This is a genomic window from Virgibacillus salinus, from assembly GCF_900102415.1.
Lineage (GTDB): Bacteria > Bacillota > Bacilli > Bacillales > Amphibacillaceae > Lentibacillus > Lentibacillus subterraneus.
On the sequence record NZ_FNKD01000001.1, the window covers coordinates 605,022 to 622,591 of the forward strand.

At 40.5% G+C, this 17,570-nt stretch carries 21 protein-coding genes; 16 read left to right on the plus strand and 5 right to left on the minus strand.

Going from position 1 to position 17,570, the window contains the following annotated elements; all coding sequences use genetic code 11:
* Nucleotides 1-97: 97 nt before the first annotated feature.
* The 5 genes from BLS02_RS02990 (at nucleotide 98) to BLS02_RS18705 (ending at nucleotide 3,534) form a co-directional block, all read left to right on the plus strand.
* Nucleotides 98-985 carry a stage II sporulation protein SpoIIQ gene (locus BLS02_RS02990; protein WP_092491475.1) on the plus strand — a complete coding sequence of 296 codons (888 nt, stop codon included), beginning with the start codon at nucleotides 98-100 and terminating at the stop codon, nucleotides 983-985.
* Nucleotides 986-1,203: 218 nt separating this feature from the next.
* On the plus strand, nucleotides 1,204-2,241 hold the full coding sequence (locus tag BLS02_RS02995; protein ID WP_092491476.1) for an AimR family lysis-lysogeny pheromone receptor: 1,038 nt from the start codon (nucleotides 1,204-1,206) through the stop codon (nucleotides 2,239-2,241).
* 81 nt (nucleotides 2,242-2,322) lie between these two features.
* The gene (locus tag BLS02_RS19285) at nucleotides 2,323-2,451 is read left to right on the plus strand and encodes a hypothetical protein (protein ID WP_281243640.1); all 129 of its coding nucleotides are present in this window, start codon (nucleotides 2,323-2,325) and stop codon (nucleotides 2,449-2,451) included.
* 411 nt (nucleotides 2,452-2,862) lie between these two features.
* On the plus strand, nucleotides 2,863-3,147 hold the full coding sequence (gene spoIIID, locus BLS02_RS03000; RefSeq protein ID WP_245735983.1) for a sporulation transcriptional regulator SpoIIID: 285 nt from the start codon (nucleotides 2,863-2,865) through the stop codon (nucleotides 3,145-3,147).
* A 207-nt stretch (nucleotides 3,148-3,354) separates the two neighbouring features.
* Entirely contained in the window at nucleotides 3,355-3,534 is a 180-nt protein-coding gene (locus BLS02_RS18705; protein ID WP_139180755.1) for a hypothetical protein, read from the plus strand.
* Nucleotides 3,535-3,689: 155 nt separating this feature from the next.
* Here BLS02_RS18705 and BLS02_RS03010 read toward each other — a convergent pair whose 3' ends face one another.
* Complete coding sequence (locus BLS02_RS03010; protein WP_092491479.1) at nucleotides 3,690-4,748, minus strand: nuclease-related domain-containing protein; 1,059 nt, start codon at nucleotides 4,746-4,748, stop codon at nucleotides 3,690-3,692.
* Nucleotides 4,749-4,949: 201 nt separating this feature from the next.
* Here BLS02_RS03010 and BLS02_RS03015 point away from each other — a divergent pair, with 201 nt between their 5' ends.
* The 6 genes from BLS02_RS03015 (at nucleotide 4,950) to BLS02_RS03040 (ending at nucleotide 9,178) form a co-directional block, all read left to right on the plus strand.
* Entirely contained in the window at nucleotides 4,950-5,951 is a 1,002-nt protein-coding gene (locus BLS02_RS03015; RefSeq protein ID WP_092491480.1) for a rod shape-determining protein, read from the plus strand.
* Between the two features lie 122 nt (nucleotides 5,952-6,073).
* Complete coding sequence (locus tag BLS02_RS03020) at nucleotides 6,074-6,877, plus strand: flagellar hook-basal body protein (RefSeq protein WP_092491481.1); 804 nt, start codon at nucleotides 6,074-6,076, stop codon at nucleotides 6,875-6,877.
* A 10-nt stretch (nucleotides 6,878-6,887) separates the two neighbouring features.
* Nucleotides 6,888-7,718 (plus strand): flagellar hook-basal body protein, encoded by an 831-nt coding sequence (locus tag BLS02_RS03025; RefSeq protein WP_092491482.1) that lies wholly within the window; start codon nucleotides 6,888-6,890, stop codon nucleotides 7,716-7,718.
* Between the two features lie 30 nt (nucleotides 7,719-7,748).
* Nucleotides 7,749-8,102: a DNA-directed RNA polymerase subunit beta gene (locus tag BLS02_RS03030; RefSeq protein ID WP_092491483.1), complete on the plus strand. Its 354-nt coding sequence runs from the start codon at nucleotides 7,749-7,751 to the stop codon at nucleotides 8,100-8,102.
* Between the two features lie 147 nt (nucleotides 8,103-8,249).
* On the plus strand, nucleotides 8,250-8,669 hold the full coding sequence (fabZ, locus tag BLS02_RS03035) for a 3-hydroxyacyl-ACP dehydratase FabZ (protein ID WP_092491484.1): 420 nt from the start codon (nucleotides 8,250-8,252) through the stop codon (nucleotides 8,667-8,669).
* 206 nt (nucleotides 8,670-8,875) lie between these two features.
* The gene (locus BLS02_RS03040; protein WP_092491485.1) at nucleotides 8,876-9,178 is read left to right on the plus strand and encodes a hypothetical protein; all 303 of its coding nucleotides are present in this window, start codon (nucleotides 8,876-8,878) and stop codon (nucleotides 9,176-9,178) included.
* A 106-nt stretch (nucleotides 9,179-9,284) separates the two neighbouring features.
* Here the strand turns inward: BLS02_RS03040 and BLS02_RS03045 are convergent, their stop codons facing one another.
* Nucleotides 9,285-9,473, minus strand: a complete 189-nt coding sequence (locus tag BLS02_RS03045; RefSeq protein ID WP_092491486.1) for a YjfB family protein — start codon at nucleotides 9,471-9,473, stop codon at nucleotides 9,285-9,287.
* 117 nt (nucleotides 9,474-9,590) lie between these two features.
* Here BLS02_RS03045 and BLS02_RS03050 point away from each other — a divergent pair, with 117 nt between their 5' ends.
* The 5 genes from BLS02_RS03050 (at nucleotide 9,591) to BLS02_RS03070 (ending at nucleotide 15,584) form a co-directional block, all read left to right on the plus strand.
* The gene (locus BLS02_RS03050; protein WP_092491487.1) at nucleotides 9,591-10,091 is read left to right on the plus strand and encodes a competence protein ComK; all 501 of its coding nucleotides are present in this window, start codon (nucleotides 9,591-9,593) and stop codon (nucleotides 10,089-10,091) included.
* A 139-nt stretch (nucleotides 10,092-10,230) separates the two neighbouring features.
* Nucleotides 10,231-11,085 carry a TetR/AcrR family transcriptional regulator gene (locus tag BLS02_RS03055; RefSeq protein WP_092491488.1) on the plus strand — a complete coding sequence of 285 codons (855 nt, stop codon included), beginning with the start codon at nucleotides 10,231-10,233 and terminating at the stop codon, nucleotides 11,083-11,085.
* Nucleotides 11,086-11,109: 24 nt separating this feature from the next.
* Nucleotides 11,110-11,970, plus strand: a complete 861-nt coding sequence (locus BLS02_RS03060) for an efflux RND transporter periplasmic adaptor subunit (RefSeq protein ID WP_092491489.1) — start codon at nucleotides 11,110-11,112, stop codon at nucleotides 11,968-11,970.
* Nucleotides 11,971-11,973: 3 nt separating this feature from the next.
* Entirely contained in the window at nucleotides 11,974-15,039 is a 3,066-nt protein-coding gene (locus tag BLS02_RS03065; protein WP_092491490.1) for an efflux RND transporter permease subunit, read from the plus strand.
* A gap of 254 nt (nucleotides 15,040-15,293) precedes the next feature.
* On the plus strand, nucleotides 15,294-15,584 hold the full coding sequence (locus tag BLS02_RS03070) for a hypothetical protein (RefSeq protein ID WP_092491491.1): 291 nt from the start codon (nucleotides 15,294-15,296) through the stop codon (nucleotides 15,582-15,584).
* Nucleotides 15,585-15,596: 12 nt separating this feature from the next.
* Here the strand turns inward: BLS02_RS03070 and BLS02_RS03075 are convergent, their stop codons facing one another.
* From BLS02_RS03075 to BLS02_RS03085, 3 genes are all read right to left on the minus strand, one after another.
* On the minus strand, nucleotides 15,597-16,037 hold the full coding sequence (locus BLS02_RS03075) for a threonine/serine exporter family protein (protein ID WP_092491492.1): 441 nt from the start codon (nucleotides 16,035-16,037) through the stop codon (nucleotides 15,597-15,599).
* A gap of 42 nt (nucleotides 16,038-16,079) precedes the next feature.
* Nucleotides 16,080-16,817: a threonine/serine exporter family protein gene (locus tag BLS02_RS03080; RefSeq protein WP_092492214.1), complete on the minus strand. Its 738-nt coding sequence runs from the start codon at nucleotides 16,815-16,817 to the stop codon at nucleotides 16,080-16,082.
* 300 nt (nucleotides 16,818-17,117) lie between these two features.
* On the minus strand, nucleotides 17,118-17,549 hold the full coding sequence (locus BLS02_RS03085; RefSeq protein WP_092491493.1) for a DUF2935 domain-containing protein: 432 nt from the start codon (nucleotides 17,547-17,549) through the stop codon (nucleotides 17,118-17,120).
* Nucleotides 17,550-17,570: the final 21 nt, after the last annotated feature.

Genomic DNA, 17,570 nt, shown 5'->3' on the forward strand with positions numbered 1-17,570 from the left:
GAATTATTCAAAAAATACATCAAATCAAGAAATTTTTTTAATTTAATGTATAGAATTTCCTTTTTCTGCTCAGAATGGTTGTTGAGGTGATAACAATATGAAAGAAGAAAACAACGGTACTCCAAAAAACAAGTGGAGTCGAATTTTTCGCAAGAAGTGGTTTTTTCCAGCAGTGTACTTAACGATTGCTGCGCTTCTTCTATCGGTGGTGGTATGGTATCAAAACCTGGACAATCAGATTCAGGAAACTGAGGATGATCAAAGTTCAGAAACATATACACCAGCAGAACATGATGAAGATGCACAATCCGTTATGGATCAACAGGAAGTCATTAAGATGCCTGTCGTAAACCAAGATCAAGCAGAAATCGTAACTAAATTCTATGATTACAACGCAGAACAAGAGGAACAGGAAAATGCATTGGTCATGTTTAACAATCGTTTTTATCAAAGTACAGGCATTGACATTGCATCCGCAGACGGTGAAACATTTGATGTGTTAGCATCGTTAAGCGGTACAGTTACAGAAGTCAGAGAGGACCCCTTGTTAGGAAATGTTGTTGCATTATCGCATGAAAATGATGTTGTAACCTATTATGCGAGCCTGCAGGGAGTCAACGTTAAATCAGGAGACAAGGTTCAGCAAGGCGAAGTTCTTGGTAAAGCTGGAGAAAACATGTTTGGTCAGGAAAGTGGTACACACGTCCATTTTGAAATTAGAAAAGATGGAAATGAAGTGAATCCAGAATCATTTTTCAATCAACCATTAAGTGCACTGGATGAAGCTGCAACAGAAGACGAGGGTACTGAATCAGAAGCAACGGAAGAAGAAAGTGTTGAATCTGATGGAACTGAAGAAAGCACGGAAGATTCAGGTGCAGGTGCTGAAGATGCATCAACCCAAAACAGTCAAAACTCAAATGTTGAAGGTGGAAATACTACGGACGATACATCCGATTCATCTTCCTCAGAAGATGATGCGTAATCTATTAACGCAAACCCTAGTTTAATTACTAGGGTTATTTTTTTGCTAAAAGAAGATTTTGCCCTGTCATGGCGCGAAAAATGTCGAACGAATAGGGTTTTTATAAGGTAAATGTGTGGTAATATAATCGGTAGTATATAAATTTGCGAATAATTGAAAGAAAATTAGGTAAATTCAGATTTGCCGATCATATAGATGATTAGAAAGGAGCTCCCATAATGCACTTTTCCAAAGCGAATTTAATGCCTAACTCTATTATAACAATGACCAGTAATAATCAGTATACATTGGAGCAAGTTTTACAAGTTTTAAAACAGGAACATGATGAGCAAACCGCAGATCGGCTTGCCCGAAATTTTTGCCTGCAAACAACATCAAATGAAATTAGCAAAAAAGGCATGGAATTCTTATATATGAATGGCTATTATCATGATTTGCAGAAATTGATTAATAAAAATAAAGTATCTGATTGTATTTCTAATCAAAAATGGGCAGCAGTATACCAGGTGACTATTGACCGGAAATATAAGCGATACTCCCCGAGTGAAACAATAAAACAATTAGGGAATATAGTGACGGACGAGCCTGCACTTCAATGCTTAATTGAATTCGTGAAAATCAACATATATCATAGTATGAATGATTATAGTCAATTCGGTAACTCCCTGGAAAAACAGCAATATTTGTTTGAAAAAATAGAGGACAGATTCCTGCTATCATTATTTCAAATACGTTTAAATCAAAGTTTATTTGTCTTTTATTTAATACGGAATGAAGTGATCATGGCACGAAAATATGCATTTCGAGTTTTAAATGATACTACTTGTCCAAAAACAAAAATAAATGTACATACAAATCTTGGGTTTTCTTATCTTTTCGACACTTATTTTCAAGGTATGTATCATATGTCAGAAGCATTGAAAATAGCTAAAAAAAATGATTTTCAAACAGATGTTGCAGTAACTGAACAAAGAAATATTCCATTTTTATCGGCACACTTCAAGAAGGTAGAAGGAATGACAACAACAGATAAAAGCGAACAAGCCCATATTGAAATTGCTAAGGGAAATAATGCAAAAGCAGAATCAATACTAAGTGAGGTTCCAATAGATAGTCCCTTTAAGATGTACTATCTGGGACTTGCAAAACAAGATAAACACATACTTCTTCAATCATATAACAGCTTTATTGAGAACCGTAGTGATTATTTCTTCAGCAGACTACCACTTCAATCAATCCGTGAAATGGGTGCGTAAACCTCCAGAGTAATTTTTATTTAAATGGTGTTTTTTGAAAATAGGGTGTAATTTAATAGTAAACATAAAGGAGGAAAAAAATTGAAAAAGTTAGCAGCTATTGCAGGCATTAGTTTATTAATATTAATGAGTAGCACATTTCATTTTGATGAACTTGCAATCGACGAACAGCCAACTTATCATGATCCAGAATTAGGCGACCTCGATTAATTATCTAGCGTAATTTTGTAGAAAAAACACGCTCAAAAGTGATTTTCGATAGAAGTCAAACACCCTATTTTCTTTTTAATATTTCTTTTTGAAAAAATACTTCTTGTCCTCATCCCCAAAAGATGTAAATTTAATCATAATCCTCTCTGTACATTAATAAAATATTACAAACCAAGCAATCAGAAAAGTCTGAGGTGAGAGCTTGTGTAGCTTTCCATCTACCCACCACAAAATAACCCACTACATAGACAAAACATCATATAACACGGACCATTTTGTCCATGTTCATAACAAAACCATAGTAGCAGCTGCACATGAGTATTTGTCAGTAGATAAGTGAGCAGCATAAAAATTGTATCACCTTGTCTCGATCCACACCTCGGAAATATCCAACTTAGGGAGGCGAACGGTGTGCACGATTACATCAAAGAGAGGACTATCAGGATAGGGAAATATGTCGTGGAGACGAGGAAAACCGTCCGAGTGATAGCAAAAGAATTTGGTGTTTCCAAAAGCACAGTCCATAAAGATCTGACAGAGCGATTACCAGAAATAAACCCAGAACTCTACAATGAAGTAAAACACATACTCGATTACCACAAATCAATCCGCCATCTCCGTGGAGGAGAAGCAACCCGTAACAAGTACAGACTAGATCAAAAAACTGAAGACTCCACAGTCAAACCAGTCGGGTGATACTTATTTAGGGGGAATATTACTTTGCATGAGAGTTAGCCTGACAAACAACATCCCTATCCTTAAGGAGGTGGTGGAGCGACAACAGAAAGAATACACAGCAAGAGTTTTCCACTTCACAGTAGGACAAAACAGGAACCCAGCCGAATGATGGCCGGGTTCCTGTTTTGTTGATTTGCGGGATTCTGTGGTCGAAATCGTGCGTAATTGCGGCGAACATCAACAGAAGAGCGCGGACATCAACAGAAGAGCGGCGAACATCAACAGAAGAGCGGGAACATCAACAGAAGAGCGCGGACATCAACAGAAGAGCAGCGGACATCAACAGAAGAGCAGCGGACATCAACAGAAGAGCAGCGGACATCAACAGAAGAGCGCGGACATTAACAGAAGAGCCGGAACATCAACAGAAGAGCGGGAACATCGACAGAAGAGCGCGAACATCAACAGAAGAGCGGCGAACATCAACAGAAGAGCCGGACATCAACAGAACAGCCGGACCATCAACAGAACAGCCAGAACATCAACAGAAGCACATTTTATTATGTATGGTGCCACTTTATTCGTGAATTTGAGAGCTTTATATGTCTCTGCATTTTTGTAGGTAGATATGAATTTTGTGGGAATTCATTTAAAGAGGGTGAATAATACTTTCTTGCGCTGTTACTACCTTTGTGGCTGAGATTCATTGAATTTAATATTGTATATGCGGTCCTAGGACCAACCTGAAGAAGTTCGCGGCACTGTTTATTCGAAATGGTATCGCCATGTAAAAGAAAGTAATCTAATATCTTCCGTTCGTGTGCTTTGACAGCAGTAGCTTTGCATTTAGGACATAGCCACTTTTTATATAACCGCAACATTGAAGAGTGATTACATTTTTCACAAGGCACTCCTTTAATCAGGTGCTGATCACTTAAATTGTGAAAATCGAGTATGTTTGTGTGAAGGGGTTGATCCTCATGTAGAAGCGCTTTTGTAAGTTTTCGAATAGTAGCTGCCGTCAAAATATTTTTCGTGTGCGTTTCACTAAGCCTGTTCAAATGCTGGTGCAAACTTTCGCTGTGAATAATTTTTTTATAAACTTCTGGGTCTTGATGGATATTTTCAATAATGGTTGAAGGAAATGCGATGACAACAAGTGTCTCTATTGGCACATTGTAGATCCCGTGTTTCTCCAGCCATTGCTGCAGATGTGTCTTCTGGGCCTCAGCTTGTAAAATAGGATCTTTATAAGCTGTAGCTTTTCCGTCGACTTCCTGTGTCAATTGTTGCAATTTGGAGTCATATTGGAACTTACCCTGATAATTTTTAACTTCCAAAATATAAATCAAATTCCGTGTAAGTATGAGTGTGTCTATTTGAAAATAAAATGGAGGGTTGGGTAGTCGGATACCTTGAAAAACGATGAGATCTTTTTGTGGATAGGTGGAAAGCTTGTAGTCAACATTCTTTTCGCCATCGTAACCTGCTTTCTCCTTCTTATATGCAGAAATGATGCTATCACTTTTCCAGTAATCTTCCAGCAGCTGTCGGAATACAGCTTCGTAGGCCAAGAGGTCATAATTCTTAAATCTATTTTTTAAACTCAGTGGAACCACTCCTTTTCTCTTAATATTTATAAATTCGACAAGAAATACGAATATCCTGCTTCGTAATGTGGTGATTATTGATTAAATTTCACTACCTTTTTTTCAAAATTTGCAGTTATATGTGGATTTTTGTGGTAAAATATAATATTAGTAGCATTGTGTTCTCTTACAGATGCGAGAAAGTAATTGTAGCAGGGAGGATCTAAATTAATGTTTTCTAGGGATATCGGAATCGACCTTGGAACTGCCAATGTGTTGATACATGTAAAAGGTAAAGGAATTGTTTTAGACGAACCATCTGTTGTTGCGATGGATCGTAATACAGGCCGTGTGCTTGAAGTAGGCGAAGCGGCGCGTCGCATGGTTGGACGTACACCAGGAAATATTGAGGCCATTCGTCCATTGAAAGATGGTGTGATTGCTGACTTTGATGTTACAGAAGCTATGTTAAAGCATTTTATAAATAAAATTAATGTAAGAGGTTTTCTTTCTAAGCCGAGAATGCTTATTTGCTGCCCGACAAATATTACAAAGGTGGAGCAAAAAGCGATTAAAGAAGCGGCTGAGAAATCTGGAGGTAAACGCGTTTATCTTGAAGAAGAGCCTAAAGTTGCAGCGATTGGAGCTGGCATGGAAATCTTCCAGCCGAGCGGAAATATGGTCGTTGATGTTGGTGGAGGAACCACAGACGTAGCAGTACTATCAATGGGTGATATCGTAACAGCTGAGTCGATAAAAATGGCTGGGGACAAGTTTGATGCTGAGATTCTTCAATACATAAAAAAAGAATACAAATTGCTAATTGGTGAACGTACAGCAGAAGATATTAAAATAAATGTAGCGACTGTTTTTAAAGGTGGACGCCAAGAACAAATGGACATTCGCGGGCGTGATATGGTATCTGGTTTGCCGCGCACAATTACAGTCTATTCTGATGAAATTGAAGAAGCACTGCGTGAGCCTGTCTCATTAATTACGCAGGGTGCTAAACTGGTACTTGAGCGAACACCACCAGAATTATCAGCCGATATTATCGATCGTGGTGTCATTTTGACAGGTGGCGGAGCACTAATCCACGGTATCGATCAACTATTGGCCGAAGAATTAAAGGTTCCTGTTTTTATGTCAGAAGAGCCAATGAATTGTGTCGCAAAAGGTACAGGCATTATGTTAGAGAACATCGATAAAATTGAACGGAAAAAAATTGGCTAATTAGAAAACTTGCTTAACTTCATGCTTTAGTAGTAAAAGCTTTAGTAATCTTGCTTAACTGATTAGAAATAACACACTATATAACTTCTTGAAATAATCACCTTTTAAGGGGGTTGGAAATCTTGCTTAGAGGATTTTATACAGCAGCCAGCGGAATGCTTTCGCAGCAACGCGCACAGGAAGCTTTATCAAATAATATTGCCAATGCTAATACACCGGGTTATAAAGCGGATCAGCCGACGTTACGTGCTTTTCCTGAGATGTTGATGCAGCAAATGGGTGAAAAAAAGATCCCGACTACGCACGGGTTGAATTTGCCAGTGCAAAATCCAATTGGGTCCATGAACAGCGGAGTATACGTGCAGGAAGACTTCCCTAATTTTAAACAAGGCGATATTCGGGAAACGGGCATTGGAACCGACTTGGCGCTTGTGAACGGACAGCTTCCAGATGAAACAGGGAGCCTGTTTTTCACGGTGCAAAACGAGGATGGAGAAGAGCGCTTCACACGTAATGGGGATTTTACAGTTGATGGAGAAGGATTTCTCACAACGAACCAGGGCTATTACGTATTAGACCAGGCTGGAAATCCAATTCAGACGAACGGTATGGAATTTGATGTAACGCAGGAAGGCGAACTTCAAGTTAATGGTCAAACTATTCCGCTTGGTATTGCGTACACTGCGAACGCGAATGATTTTGCCAAAGAAGGAAATGGACTATTTAATGGTGAAGCAGGTGCAGTACCAGTTGGAGCTACATTCAGTGTTCAACAAGGAGCCTTAGAACGTTCAAACGTCAATGCATTACAGTCGATGACTCAAATGATGGAGTCATACCGGATGTTTGAGACGAACCAGCGTGTGTTGAAGGCTTATGATGAAAGTATGGGGAAAGCAGTTAGCGAAATTGGTCGACTAGGCTAGGAGGGATACTATGTCACGAACGATGATTCAAGCGGCAGTTACAATGAATCAGCTGCAAAATAAACTGGATTTGATTGGAAATAATATGGCAAATAGCCAAACAACCGGCTATAAAACACGCCAAGCAGATTTCTCATCATTGTTATTTCAACAAATCAACAACATGACAGATCCTGCTAATGCCGAAGGGCGCTTAACCCCTGATGGAGTGCGAGTTGGGTCAGGCGCCAAGCTTGGTTCGGTCAATATTGATCTTGCACCAGGGTCTATAACCGAGACAAATCGTACTTTGGACACTGCATTACTCGGAGAAAATCATTTATATCAAATTCAGGTTACCGAAAATGGTAATGCGGAAACTCGATATACACGCGATGGCTCCTTTTATTTAAGCCCGGTTAATAACAACCAGTCGGTTATGCTAACGACAAAAGATGGCAACCCAGTAATGGGAGAAAATGGACCAATTGTTATTGAGGAAGGCTTTGATGCGATTAATATCCAGCCTGATGGGCAAATCACAGTCAAACGAGGGAACCAAACGGAAAATACTGGTAATCTAGCAATTGCTGAAGCGGTGCGACCTAGACTATTAGAAGCTACAGGTGAAAATGCATTTCGTATGCCAAATCTGGATGAATTAGGATTTAATTTTAATGAAATAATTCAAGCCGTCGCCCCGAATACCGATGTGTTGAAAAGTGGAGCATTAGAACATTCGAATGTAGATATTTCCAAACAAATGACGGACATGATTTCAACACAACGTTCGTATCAGTTTAATTCCAGAACAATTTCAATGAGTGATCAGATGATGGGACTCGTTAACCAGCTTCGATAAGTAACAAAAGGATATAAGGAGAAAGAAACCATGCCAACAAAACAAACGGATAAACCTGTTGATAAAAAGACAAGAAGTAAGAAGCAATCCGCTGATCAGGAAAAAGAACTTACCCAGCAGCGGGAAAATGAAAAATCAACAGACAAATCCACGCGTAAAGAGCAAAAGAAAAAACAGAAGTTAGAAAAACGACAAAACAAGAAGCCACGTCGCCGTATTTTTCCAATATGGGCACGGATTATTGTTGTGCTTATTGTATGTGCAGCAGCATTAGCGGCCGGGCTGATGGTTGGTTATGGGATTATCGGAGAGGGGAATCCTAGCGACGCGTTGGAAAAGGAAACGTGGCAGCACATTATCGATATAGTAGTGAAAAGAGAGTAAGCATATCCACTCGAATGGATATGCTTATTTTAGCAGTTAAAAAGCATAAATACTGATAAGTGCAACTATGACATTCGCCGTTAAGGCATGTACTCCAAAAATCGATATTTGCTATAATGAAGGCAAAAGAATGAAGGAGAGATACGAATGGACATCGAACAAATTAAGGAAACAATTCCACACCGGTACCCATTTTTATTAGTCGATAAAGTGATCGAAATGGAAGAAGGAAAGCGTGTTACAGCAATTAAAAATGTGACCGCGAACGAACCATTTTTCCAAGGGCATTTTCCAAATTACCCTGTTATGCCAGGTGTATTAATTGTTGAAGCACTTGCACAAGCTGGAGCAATTGCTGTGCTTGGAATCGAAGAAAATAAAGGCAAAATCGGCTTTCTGGCAGGACTGGATAAATGCCGATTTAAACGTCAGGTCAAGCCAGGTGATCAGTTAAAATTGGACGTTGAGATAATTCGAGTAAAAGGGCCAATTGGAAAAGGAAAAGCTGTCGCAACAGTTGATGGCGAAGTTACCTGTGAAGCAGAAATTACATTCGCAATTCAATAAAATTGGAATTCTCCACACTACATATGTGGGGAATTTTTTATACTGTAAAGACCGGAATCACGCTAATTGTCCTCTGCCTGTTTGATTAACTACAATATTTCTTCCTCTAGCTGAACGCTAAGCAACAATTTCATTAAAAAGAGTATCACATTTTAGAAAATGGATAAGCTATAGTCGATAGTGAACAATTTAAGGAGGGAAACATCATGAAAAGGAAATTACTAATTAAATTTGGCGCACCAATTTTAGCATTGTCACTAGTTGCTGCATGTGGAACTGATGAGCAAGAAGATCCCGTTGAGGATGAGGCTCCATTGAATCAAGAGGAAGATAATGGTGATATGAATGAAGACGAGAACAATCAGGATGGTGGCATGAATCAAGACGAAAATGGTGACATGAATGGTAATGGCGGAGACGACGCTAACAATAATGACACTGATACAGATAACAATAATGGCATGGGTGATGGAAATGAAGATACAATGAATGAGGATGACAACAACTAATTGCTCACTACATCATTAAAAATCCCCTTATCAAAATAGAGGGGATTTTTAACTTTATTACTGCCAAATAAAAATCCTCCGCTTATGCAGAGGATTTTTCAAAAGGCTATGCTTTTACATCAATCGAGCTTCCGAGAGATGGATGGGGCGCTGAAGCTTGAGGCGTTTGCATCATTTCAATTAATTGCTGGCCCTGTTGCTCCATAAGCCCTTTTGCATTTTTCATGACAGCCAAACTTGCATCAGATCGTACCTGTTGATTTGCTGAGACAACAGACATTGCTGCTATATCCATTACACAAGCCTCCTTACGCTTCTTTTATCGACAAAAATCGTACAAATGTGAACATCAAATAGATTATCTTGATAAAACATAGTACAATATGCTTATAGCTTACCGGGGGGGAAGTGAATGGAGGACGGTATTTCATCATCAGTTTACATAATTACGCAGCAAACAAAGGCAATTTTAACGCATGATTCTTCATATTACCGGTCACGAATTTTGGAGACACAGCGTGAATCGCACTCCATCCATAGGCCGGAGCAGATCATTGATCATACATGTTTATTGTACGGTTCAACACTTGAAGGACGGCGAGCAGCAGTCAAAGATATTCTTAAGATTAACAGTAAGGTTCCTGTTCCGATTATACCGGGAAAAGGTGTTTTCATGCTACCCACATCGTCAACGAAAAATAAAGATTGTGCGTGGCTCTCCTTCTATCAAATTAAAGGTTATGAACAGCGTGATGGCAGAACATATATTGTATTTAATGATGGCACAGGCATATATGTTAACACATCAGAAAAATCATTTGACCTCCAATTCAAACGGACAAGTCAGGTTATTGCTCAATTAAATCGTTCGATCTTTTTTGGCAAACGCTCATTACCATGGAACCTTTATTAAACTTCCGAACTAAGGGAGTTTTTTTCTTGCCAAAAAAACCCTGCATAATGTAATATAGGTAAAGTGACTGACCGGTTAGTTTAGTCTGCAAAGTTGAAACCAATTAGCAATTAAATCGTATAAAGAAACAGGTGTTTAAATGAATGATAAAAAAATGAAGCTCATCGAAGCAGGCATGAAATTATTTGCTGAGAAGGGCTACCATAAGACGTCAATTCAGGAAATAGCGTCTGAAGCAGGCGTTTCCAAAGGTGCATTTTATTTATATTTTCAGTCAAAAGAGGATTTCATCACAACAGCTTTTCATTTTTACCATGATGAGATTACCGAGCAAATTAAAAAGGTCAGTGAACAAAATCTCGAGCCTCGCGCAAGCTTAGCGAAACAAATCGAAGTCATTATCGCGTACATATACGAGTATAAGGACTTTATCACGATGCAGCTTCGAGAAAATATTTCGATTGGGCAAGATACTGATGCGTTTATCAGGCAAATGAAAATGCAAAATTTTTATTGGTTGCGGCAAAATATAAGTGATATTTATGGCGAAAAAGTCACTCCCTATGTAGTGGATGTAAGTATTCAGCTGGATGGGCTGATGAACGGCTATTTCAAATGGATTGTTATCGACGACATCGATATTGACCGGACGAAAATAGGTGCATACCTTGTAAGGCGAATCGACGATATTGTGAGAGGCCTGTTAGACCGTGATGAGATACCATTAATCACGGAAAAAAATATTGCCAACTTATATCAGGATGGCGAGCAGCAATTGACTGACCTCAAAGAAAAAGTCCACAAACTGCAGTTGCCTCAGGAAAAAGTCAAGCAGCTAGACGAAGTAATTGATATTATTTTAAAAGAAATAAATAAAGACGAACCGCAATACATGATGGTCCAAGGGTTGCTGGTTCATTTTCAGCGAATTTCTGAACTGGAAAAAGAATGTGAAGAGATCGCCAGAATATTGCATATTGACTTGCTTGATTAAATTAATAGAAGAGGAGTTACATCAATGCGAAAAATGCTTGTAAGTATTACAGCAATAGCCTTAATCGGTGTTCTTGCTGCATGTAATCAAAACGATGAATCAGACGGAGATAAGAAAGAAACAGTTACTCCAGTCGAAACAGTCGAAGTAACAACTGGTGACTTGGTTGTTGAAAAATCACTCTACGGACGAACAGCACCGGCAAGCACGACGCCAGTCACGCTGCAAAATCCTGGAGAGCTTACGGAACTGGAAGTCGAAAATGGTGAAATGGTCGAAGAGGATGACCTGATAGCAACCATTCAAACAGCAAGAGGGGACCAGAATATCTATGCCTCCAAAGATGGCGAGATTGCTAATCTAAATGCTGAGGAGGGCGCTATGGTATCGAATTCAGAGCCATTAGCAGTAATTGCTGATTTCGACACAATGAAGCTAAACTTTACCGTAGCAGCTGGTACGCTGGATCTTTTTGAAAAAGAAGACACGTTCACCGCATCAATTGACGACATAGAATACGATGCAGAAATTACATCTATTGGCTCAATGCCTGATGACACTGGTCTGTATCCAGTGGAGGCAACTATTGAAAATAAAGATGAAGCTGTTCTAGCTGGAATGGTTGCAGTTATGAAGGTTCCAGAAAAAAGAGTGAAAGACACCGTTATCGTACCAACCGCAGCGATCGTCGATGAAAGTGGCGAAACGTTCATTTATGTAATTGAAGATGAGAAAGCAATTAAAAAAGAAGTATCGATCAAAGAATCTCAATCCAATGAAACAGCGATTGAGGGTGAGGTCAACGACGGTGCTCAGGTCGTTACAAATGGACAACTGACACTTACGGACGAAAGCAAAGTCAACGTCGTGAAAGAAGGGGAATAAATCTTGAAACTAGTAAATACATCCGTAAAACGTCCTGTTGGTGTAATCATGATTGTCTTGGCGATTATCGCCCTAGGCATTGTTTCAGTCCGCAGCTTGACGGTTGATCTTTTTCCTAAAATCGATCTCCCGGTAGCTGTTGTAGCAACAAGTTATGGTGATGCTGCACCACAGGAAGTAGAGAATTTAATTAGTCGGCCAATTGAATCATCGGTGAGCTCAGTGGAAGGAATCCAAACGGTGCAATCACAGTCCCAATCAGGATCTTCTCTTGTCATCATGATGTTTAATAATGGGGTAGATCTTGATCAAGCCTTACTTGATGTACGGGAAAAGGTCGACCAGGCTAAAGGATTTTTGCCTGAAGAAGCGGGTGAACCAAGTGTGATGCGATTCAGCCCGGACCAGTTACCTGTTATGTGGGTTGGTCTAACTGGTGATGACTCTGCGACACTAACACAAGTTGCTGAGGATGAAGTCGTTCCATTCTTTGAACGTCAAGGTGGAGTGGCATCCGTTACAGTCGAAGGGGCGAAAGAACGAGAAATTCAGCTCATACTCGATCAGGCAAAATTACAGCAGTACGGCGTCTCAGCCCAGATGATTACGCAGTCGCTGAATAGTTCGAATCAGTCCGCATCAGTCGGGGCTGTTGAAAAAGGTAATAAGAAACTGCAGCTTCGTGTGACAGGTGAATTTGAGTCAGTTGAAGAAATTAAACAAACGTTTGTTCAAACTCAATCCGGTGGGAAAGTTTATATCGATGACGTCGCTGAAGTGAAGGACACATATAAAAAATCATCGACAGAAACACTTGTAAACGGTGAACCATCTGTCGTGCTTTCCATTATGAAAAAAACGGACGGCAACACGGTAGAAGTTGCAACGAACATTAAAGAGAGCATGGAAGAAATTAAAGGTGAACTGCCTCCCGATGCTAACCTAGATGTCATTATAGACACATCCGAGTTCATCGAAATGTCGATCAGTTCCGTTGTTAAAAACATTTTGATCGGTGGCATTATCTCGATCTTCATTTTGCTATTATTTTTGAAAAGTGTTCGAGCAACAATTGTTATTGGACTATCCATACCAATTGCGATTATCTCAACATTTACTTTAATGTATTTTACCGGTGAAACACTGAACGTGCTAACGCTTGGGGGTCTGGCGCTCGGGCTCGGTATGATGGTCGACAGCTCAATCGTTATTTTAGAAAATATCTATTCATACCGGAAAAAAGGCTATTCGATAATGGAGTCGGCAACAAAAGGGGCATCAGAGCTTGCACCCGCTGTAATTGCCTCAACAACTACAACATTGGTCGTATTTTTACCAATTATTTATGTTGAAGGAATTGCATCCGACATGTTCACTCCACTGGCATTAGCAGTATCGTTCTCGTTAATCGCGTCACTTGTTGTGGCGGTAACATTAGTGCCAATGATTTCATCAAAATTACTAACGAAGGCGATGGAAGATAAAGGGCGCCGTTACTGGTTTGACCGCTTGCTGGATCGTGTCAATAATGGCTACCGGAGCGTACTGAGATGGGTACTCAAGCACCGTAAAACAACCGTGTTCGGCACCATCATCGCAATTGCAGGAAGCTTGGCGCTGACACCACTAATTGGAGCGGAATTTATCCCATCCTCAGATCAGGGGCAAATGGAAATCCGTGTTGAAGCAGCACCGGGAAGTTCATTGGAACACACACAAGGAATCGTGGATCAAATAAATGAACAGCTGACCGAATATGATGATGTCATCGAGACGAACTATGTCAGTGTTGGAGGTGGCGGATTTGGTGCGATGGCTGCAAGCGGAAATCAGGCAACATACACAATGCAGCTAATCCCTTCAACCGACAGATCAAAAACAACAAAAGATATCGTGCAGGAAATTGATGAAGATGTTCAATCAATTCCAGGTGCTGAAATAACAGTTAACGCTACTGACAGCGGAATGGGTATGGGAGACCCTGTACAAATTCAGCTTAAAGGACCAGAGCATGAAGTGTTGCGCGAATTATCCAGTCGTGTAGTTGATCAAATTTCAACTGTTGATGGTGTATACAATCCGACGTCTGCAGCCGAAGATGGCATTCCACAAATGACAATTGAGGTTGATGAGGAAAAAGCAGCAGCATACGGCTTGAATCAGCAACAAATTATAAGTCAAATACAGCTGCAATTTACTGGTCAAGTTGCATCAAAGTATCGTGAAGAAGGCAACGAAATGAACGTCAAGCTAATGTTCCCAGAGGACGAACGCAGCACAATAAATGATTTACAAGATATGAAAATACAATCACAATCCGGCGCGTCGATTCCATTGGATTCAATTGTGACATTTAAAGAAGTGCAAGGACCTGTAACATTATTGAGAGAAAATCAACAACCGCAAATGAATATAACTAGCGAAATTGTTGATCGCGATCTCGGGAGCATCACGACAGATATCGAAGCAGAGCTGGAAGGAATCAATCTGCCTGAAGGTTACAGCTACAAAATCGGTGGCCAGGCACAGGATATGGCCGAGTCATTCACAGACCTTTCAATCGCGCTGATCTTCTCGATATTCCTAGTCTATGCGGTCATGGCAGTGCAATTTGAGAACTTCCTATTCCCATTGATTATCATGTTCTCCATGCCAGCAACCGTTGTCGGTGTTATGGTAGGACTATTCGTAACAGGATTACCATTAAGTATTCCAGCGTTTATCGGAATAATCATGCTCGCCGGTATCGTAGTCAACAACTCGATCGTGCTCGTTGACTACATCAATATATTACGGCGAAACGGTAAAGATCGATATGAAGCAATCTTACAAGCAGGACCAAGCAGATTACGCCCGATCCTGATGACAACTTTAACAACCGTACTAGCAATGGTGCCTTTAGCACTCGCATTAGGCGAAGGTGCAGAAATGCAGCAGCCGCTAGCAGTCACAATTATATTCGGACTCGGAATCTCCAGCATCTTTACACTGCTGCTAATCCCAGTCGTATATACATTGTTCGACGATTTAACTGCGAAAATAGTACGACGAAAAAATAAATCAGCATAATGGAGAAGCTCCCTGCTACGGCGGGGAGCTTCTTTGGTGAGTTCAAGTCGCGCGACATAACACAAAACTCGCGCAATAGCATTCGACAAATACCGGGAAGTGACAGGCACCACCCACAAAGACTGAATCACCCGACAACCAGCGACCCCTCAGCTAATTTATGATTACAAACTGCCAGCGATATACAAAATTAGTGTGTTTGTCCTACGCAATATGCTACTATTGAATGAGATATTTATTTAGGAGGCAACATTATGTCGTTATCTCGTATTATGAAATGGGTAACTGGAGGCTGTGAAGCGTTCCTTGGAATTCCAATCATTGGTGGAGCGTTTGTACTTAGTTCAGGTTGGGGTGCCTTGTTCGTCATGTTCATCCTGCACCTGGTAACCCTGCTCATCGCACACAATGAAAAAGGAAGCAAGGCCGGAAGCATTATTGGAATGGTCACATCAGCTGTTGGTGTTATACCGATAATTGGAATGATCATGCACATCATAACCGCAATCGTTCTATTAATTGATGCAGGATTTAACAAAAAATAAATTCGACAGGTGTTATGCACCTGCCGAATTTATTTTTTTAATCAACTGATTCGCTACTTCTGAAAACATCAATCCGATCGCAATTGCTCCTGCTAAAAGCATGACTTTAGCTGAGAGCTGTACTGCGGTAAAATAATCATTCTCCACAAAATGGCGCATTGCATCGTAAGCAACCCCACCTGGAACGAGCGGGATGATTCCGGATACATTGAAAACTATCACCGGCTTTTTGAATATTTTGGAGCTAAGCTGACTCAAAACAGCGACAAGCATCGCACCAAAAACAGTTGCTGGCACAACATCCATCTCACCCAGGACAAGAACGTAATATAAAATCCAGCCGAGCATACCAATGAGACCACATTGAATAAGCGCCTTTCTCGGTGCATTAAACAACACCCCAAACCCAGCTGCAGCTATGAAACTTGTTATAAGTTGAGTAACGATTATCACGGTAAAAAAACCACCTTTCACAAAACTGGGGAATGGCACCACCTAAAAAGCAAACACAACAGCTACGCCAGCACCGATTGCAAAAGCTGTTAACATTGCTTCGACGCCTTTGGATAAACCCGCAACCAAGTGTCCTGCAACTAAATCACGGACAGCATTTGTGATTAGTAGCCCAGGCACAAGTGGCATTACCGCCCCGACAATCACTTTATCCAGATTCACACCGAATCCGTTTGCTATAAACAACATTGCAAAAATACCAATCACAAATGATGCAACAAAATCAGCAACAAAGCCAATTTCAATTAACTGTTTAAACCACACCATTACTGCATAGCCAACCCCACCTGCAATAAAGGAAGGAATAAAATCAGGCCAAACTCCCCCAAACATAATTGCAAAGCCTCCACTAACAAAAGCGGCAGCGACAATTTGAATCCAAAAAGGGAATGCGTAGCTTGCTTCATTGACATTGTTCAGCGACTCTAACGCTTCATTAATGGTAACGTTACCGGCTGCAATATTACGGGAAATACTATTAACTTCCGCAATTTTATGTAAGTCAGTTGACCGATTGGAAATCCGGATAAAGTTCGTAACATCAGCAAAGTCAGCGGAAAAATTAATACCCGTCGGCGTCGCATAACTTTGTACATTCGCCAAACCATATGCAGACGCAATCCGACTCATTGTGTCCTCTACACGATACGTCTCCGCACCACTTTCTAGCATAATTTTTCCCGCAAGCATACATACTTTTGCAATTACCACTCGATCCATCACAGTCAACACCACCTTTATCTTTTTTCATTATAAGGTGTGTAGAGCGTTTTTGAAAGGAAATTTAGCTGAAATGCTGAAGTTCACAACTCCCGAAGTTCACATGAAACCTACCGTAGTTCACAATAAGGTTGCTCGAAGTTCACAGTTCAATCACCGAAGTTCACAAATGGAGCAGTTGATTTTCTGCCACTGCAGAAAATTTTCCTCATTAAGTCATTCAAGTCTCCCCGCAACATAATTCAATCATCTGCCAACCACCAAAAATGGACACCCGATAAAGGCGTCCATCCAATAGAATTAAATCTGCTGTTCGTATAAAATTGTCTGTGCAATCCCAATAAAGTATTCTGACTCGTCAATTATGTGGTCGATAACGACTTTAGCGGTTGGGTTAGCCTGAACAGCAGCACTTTCGCTCTTCACTTGCCTGCAGAACTGCGTAAATGCAACACTCTCCTGTAAACAAAATGTCACTAGCTCAAGTACCTGATTATACAACGCTGGCGATATCTGATTATTGCTCCGGATGACTGACTCAACAAATCGCTTAACATGCTGGTGTGTCGTATTCAGCACATCCTCCCAACGCTTCAACGCATCAACGTATTCGCTCTCTAAATCCTGAACAAGTTCCCGCATCACTACTGTATGCTCAGACTCCTGTTCCTTCCAAAACTCCGCCTCATCCAAAACCCGAAGCGGCATTTGACTCCCATAATAAAACTGCATCTCCCTGCCTCCCTGATGAAA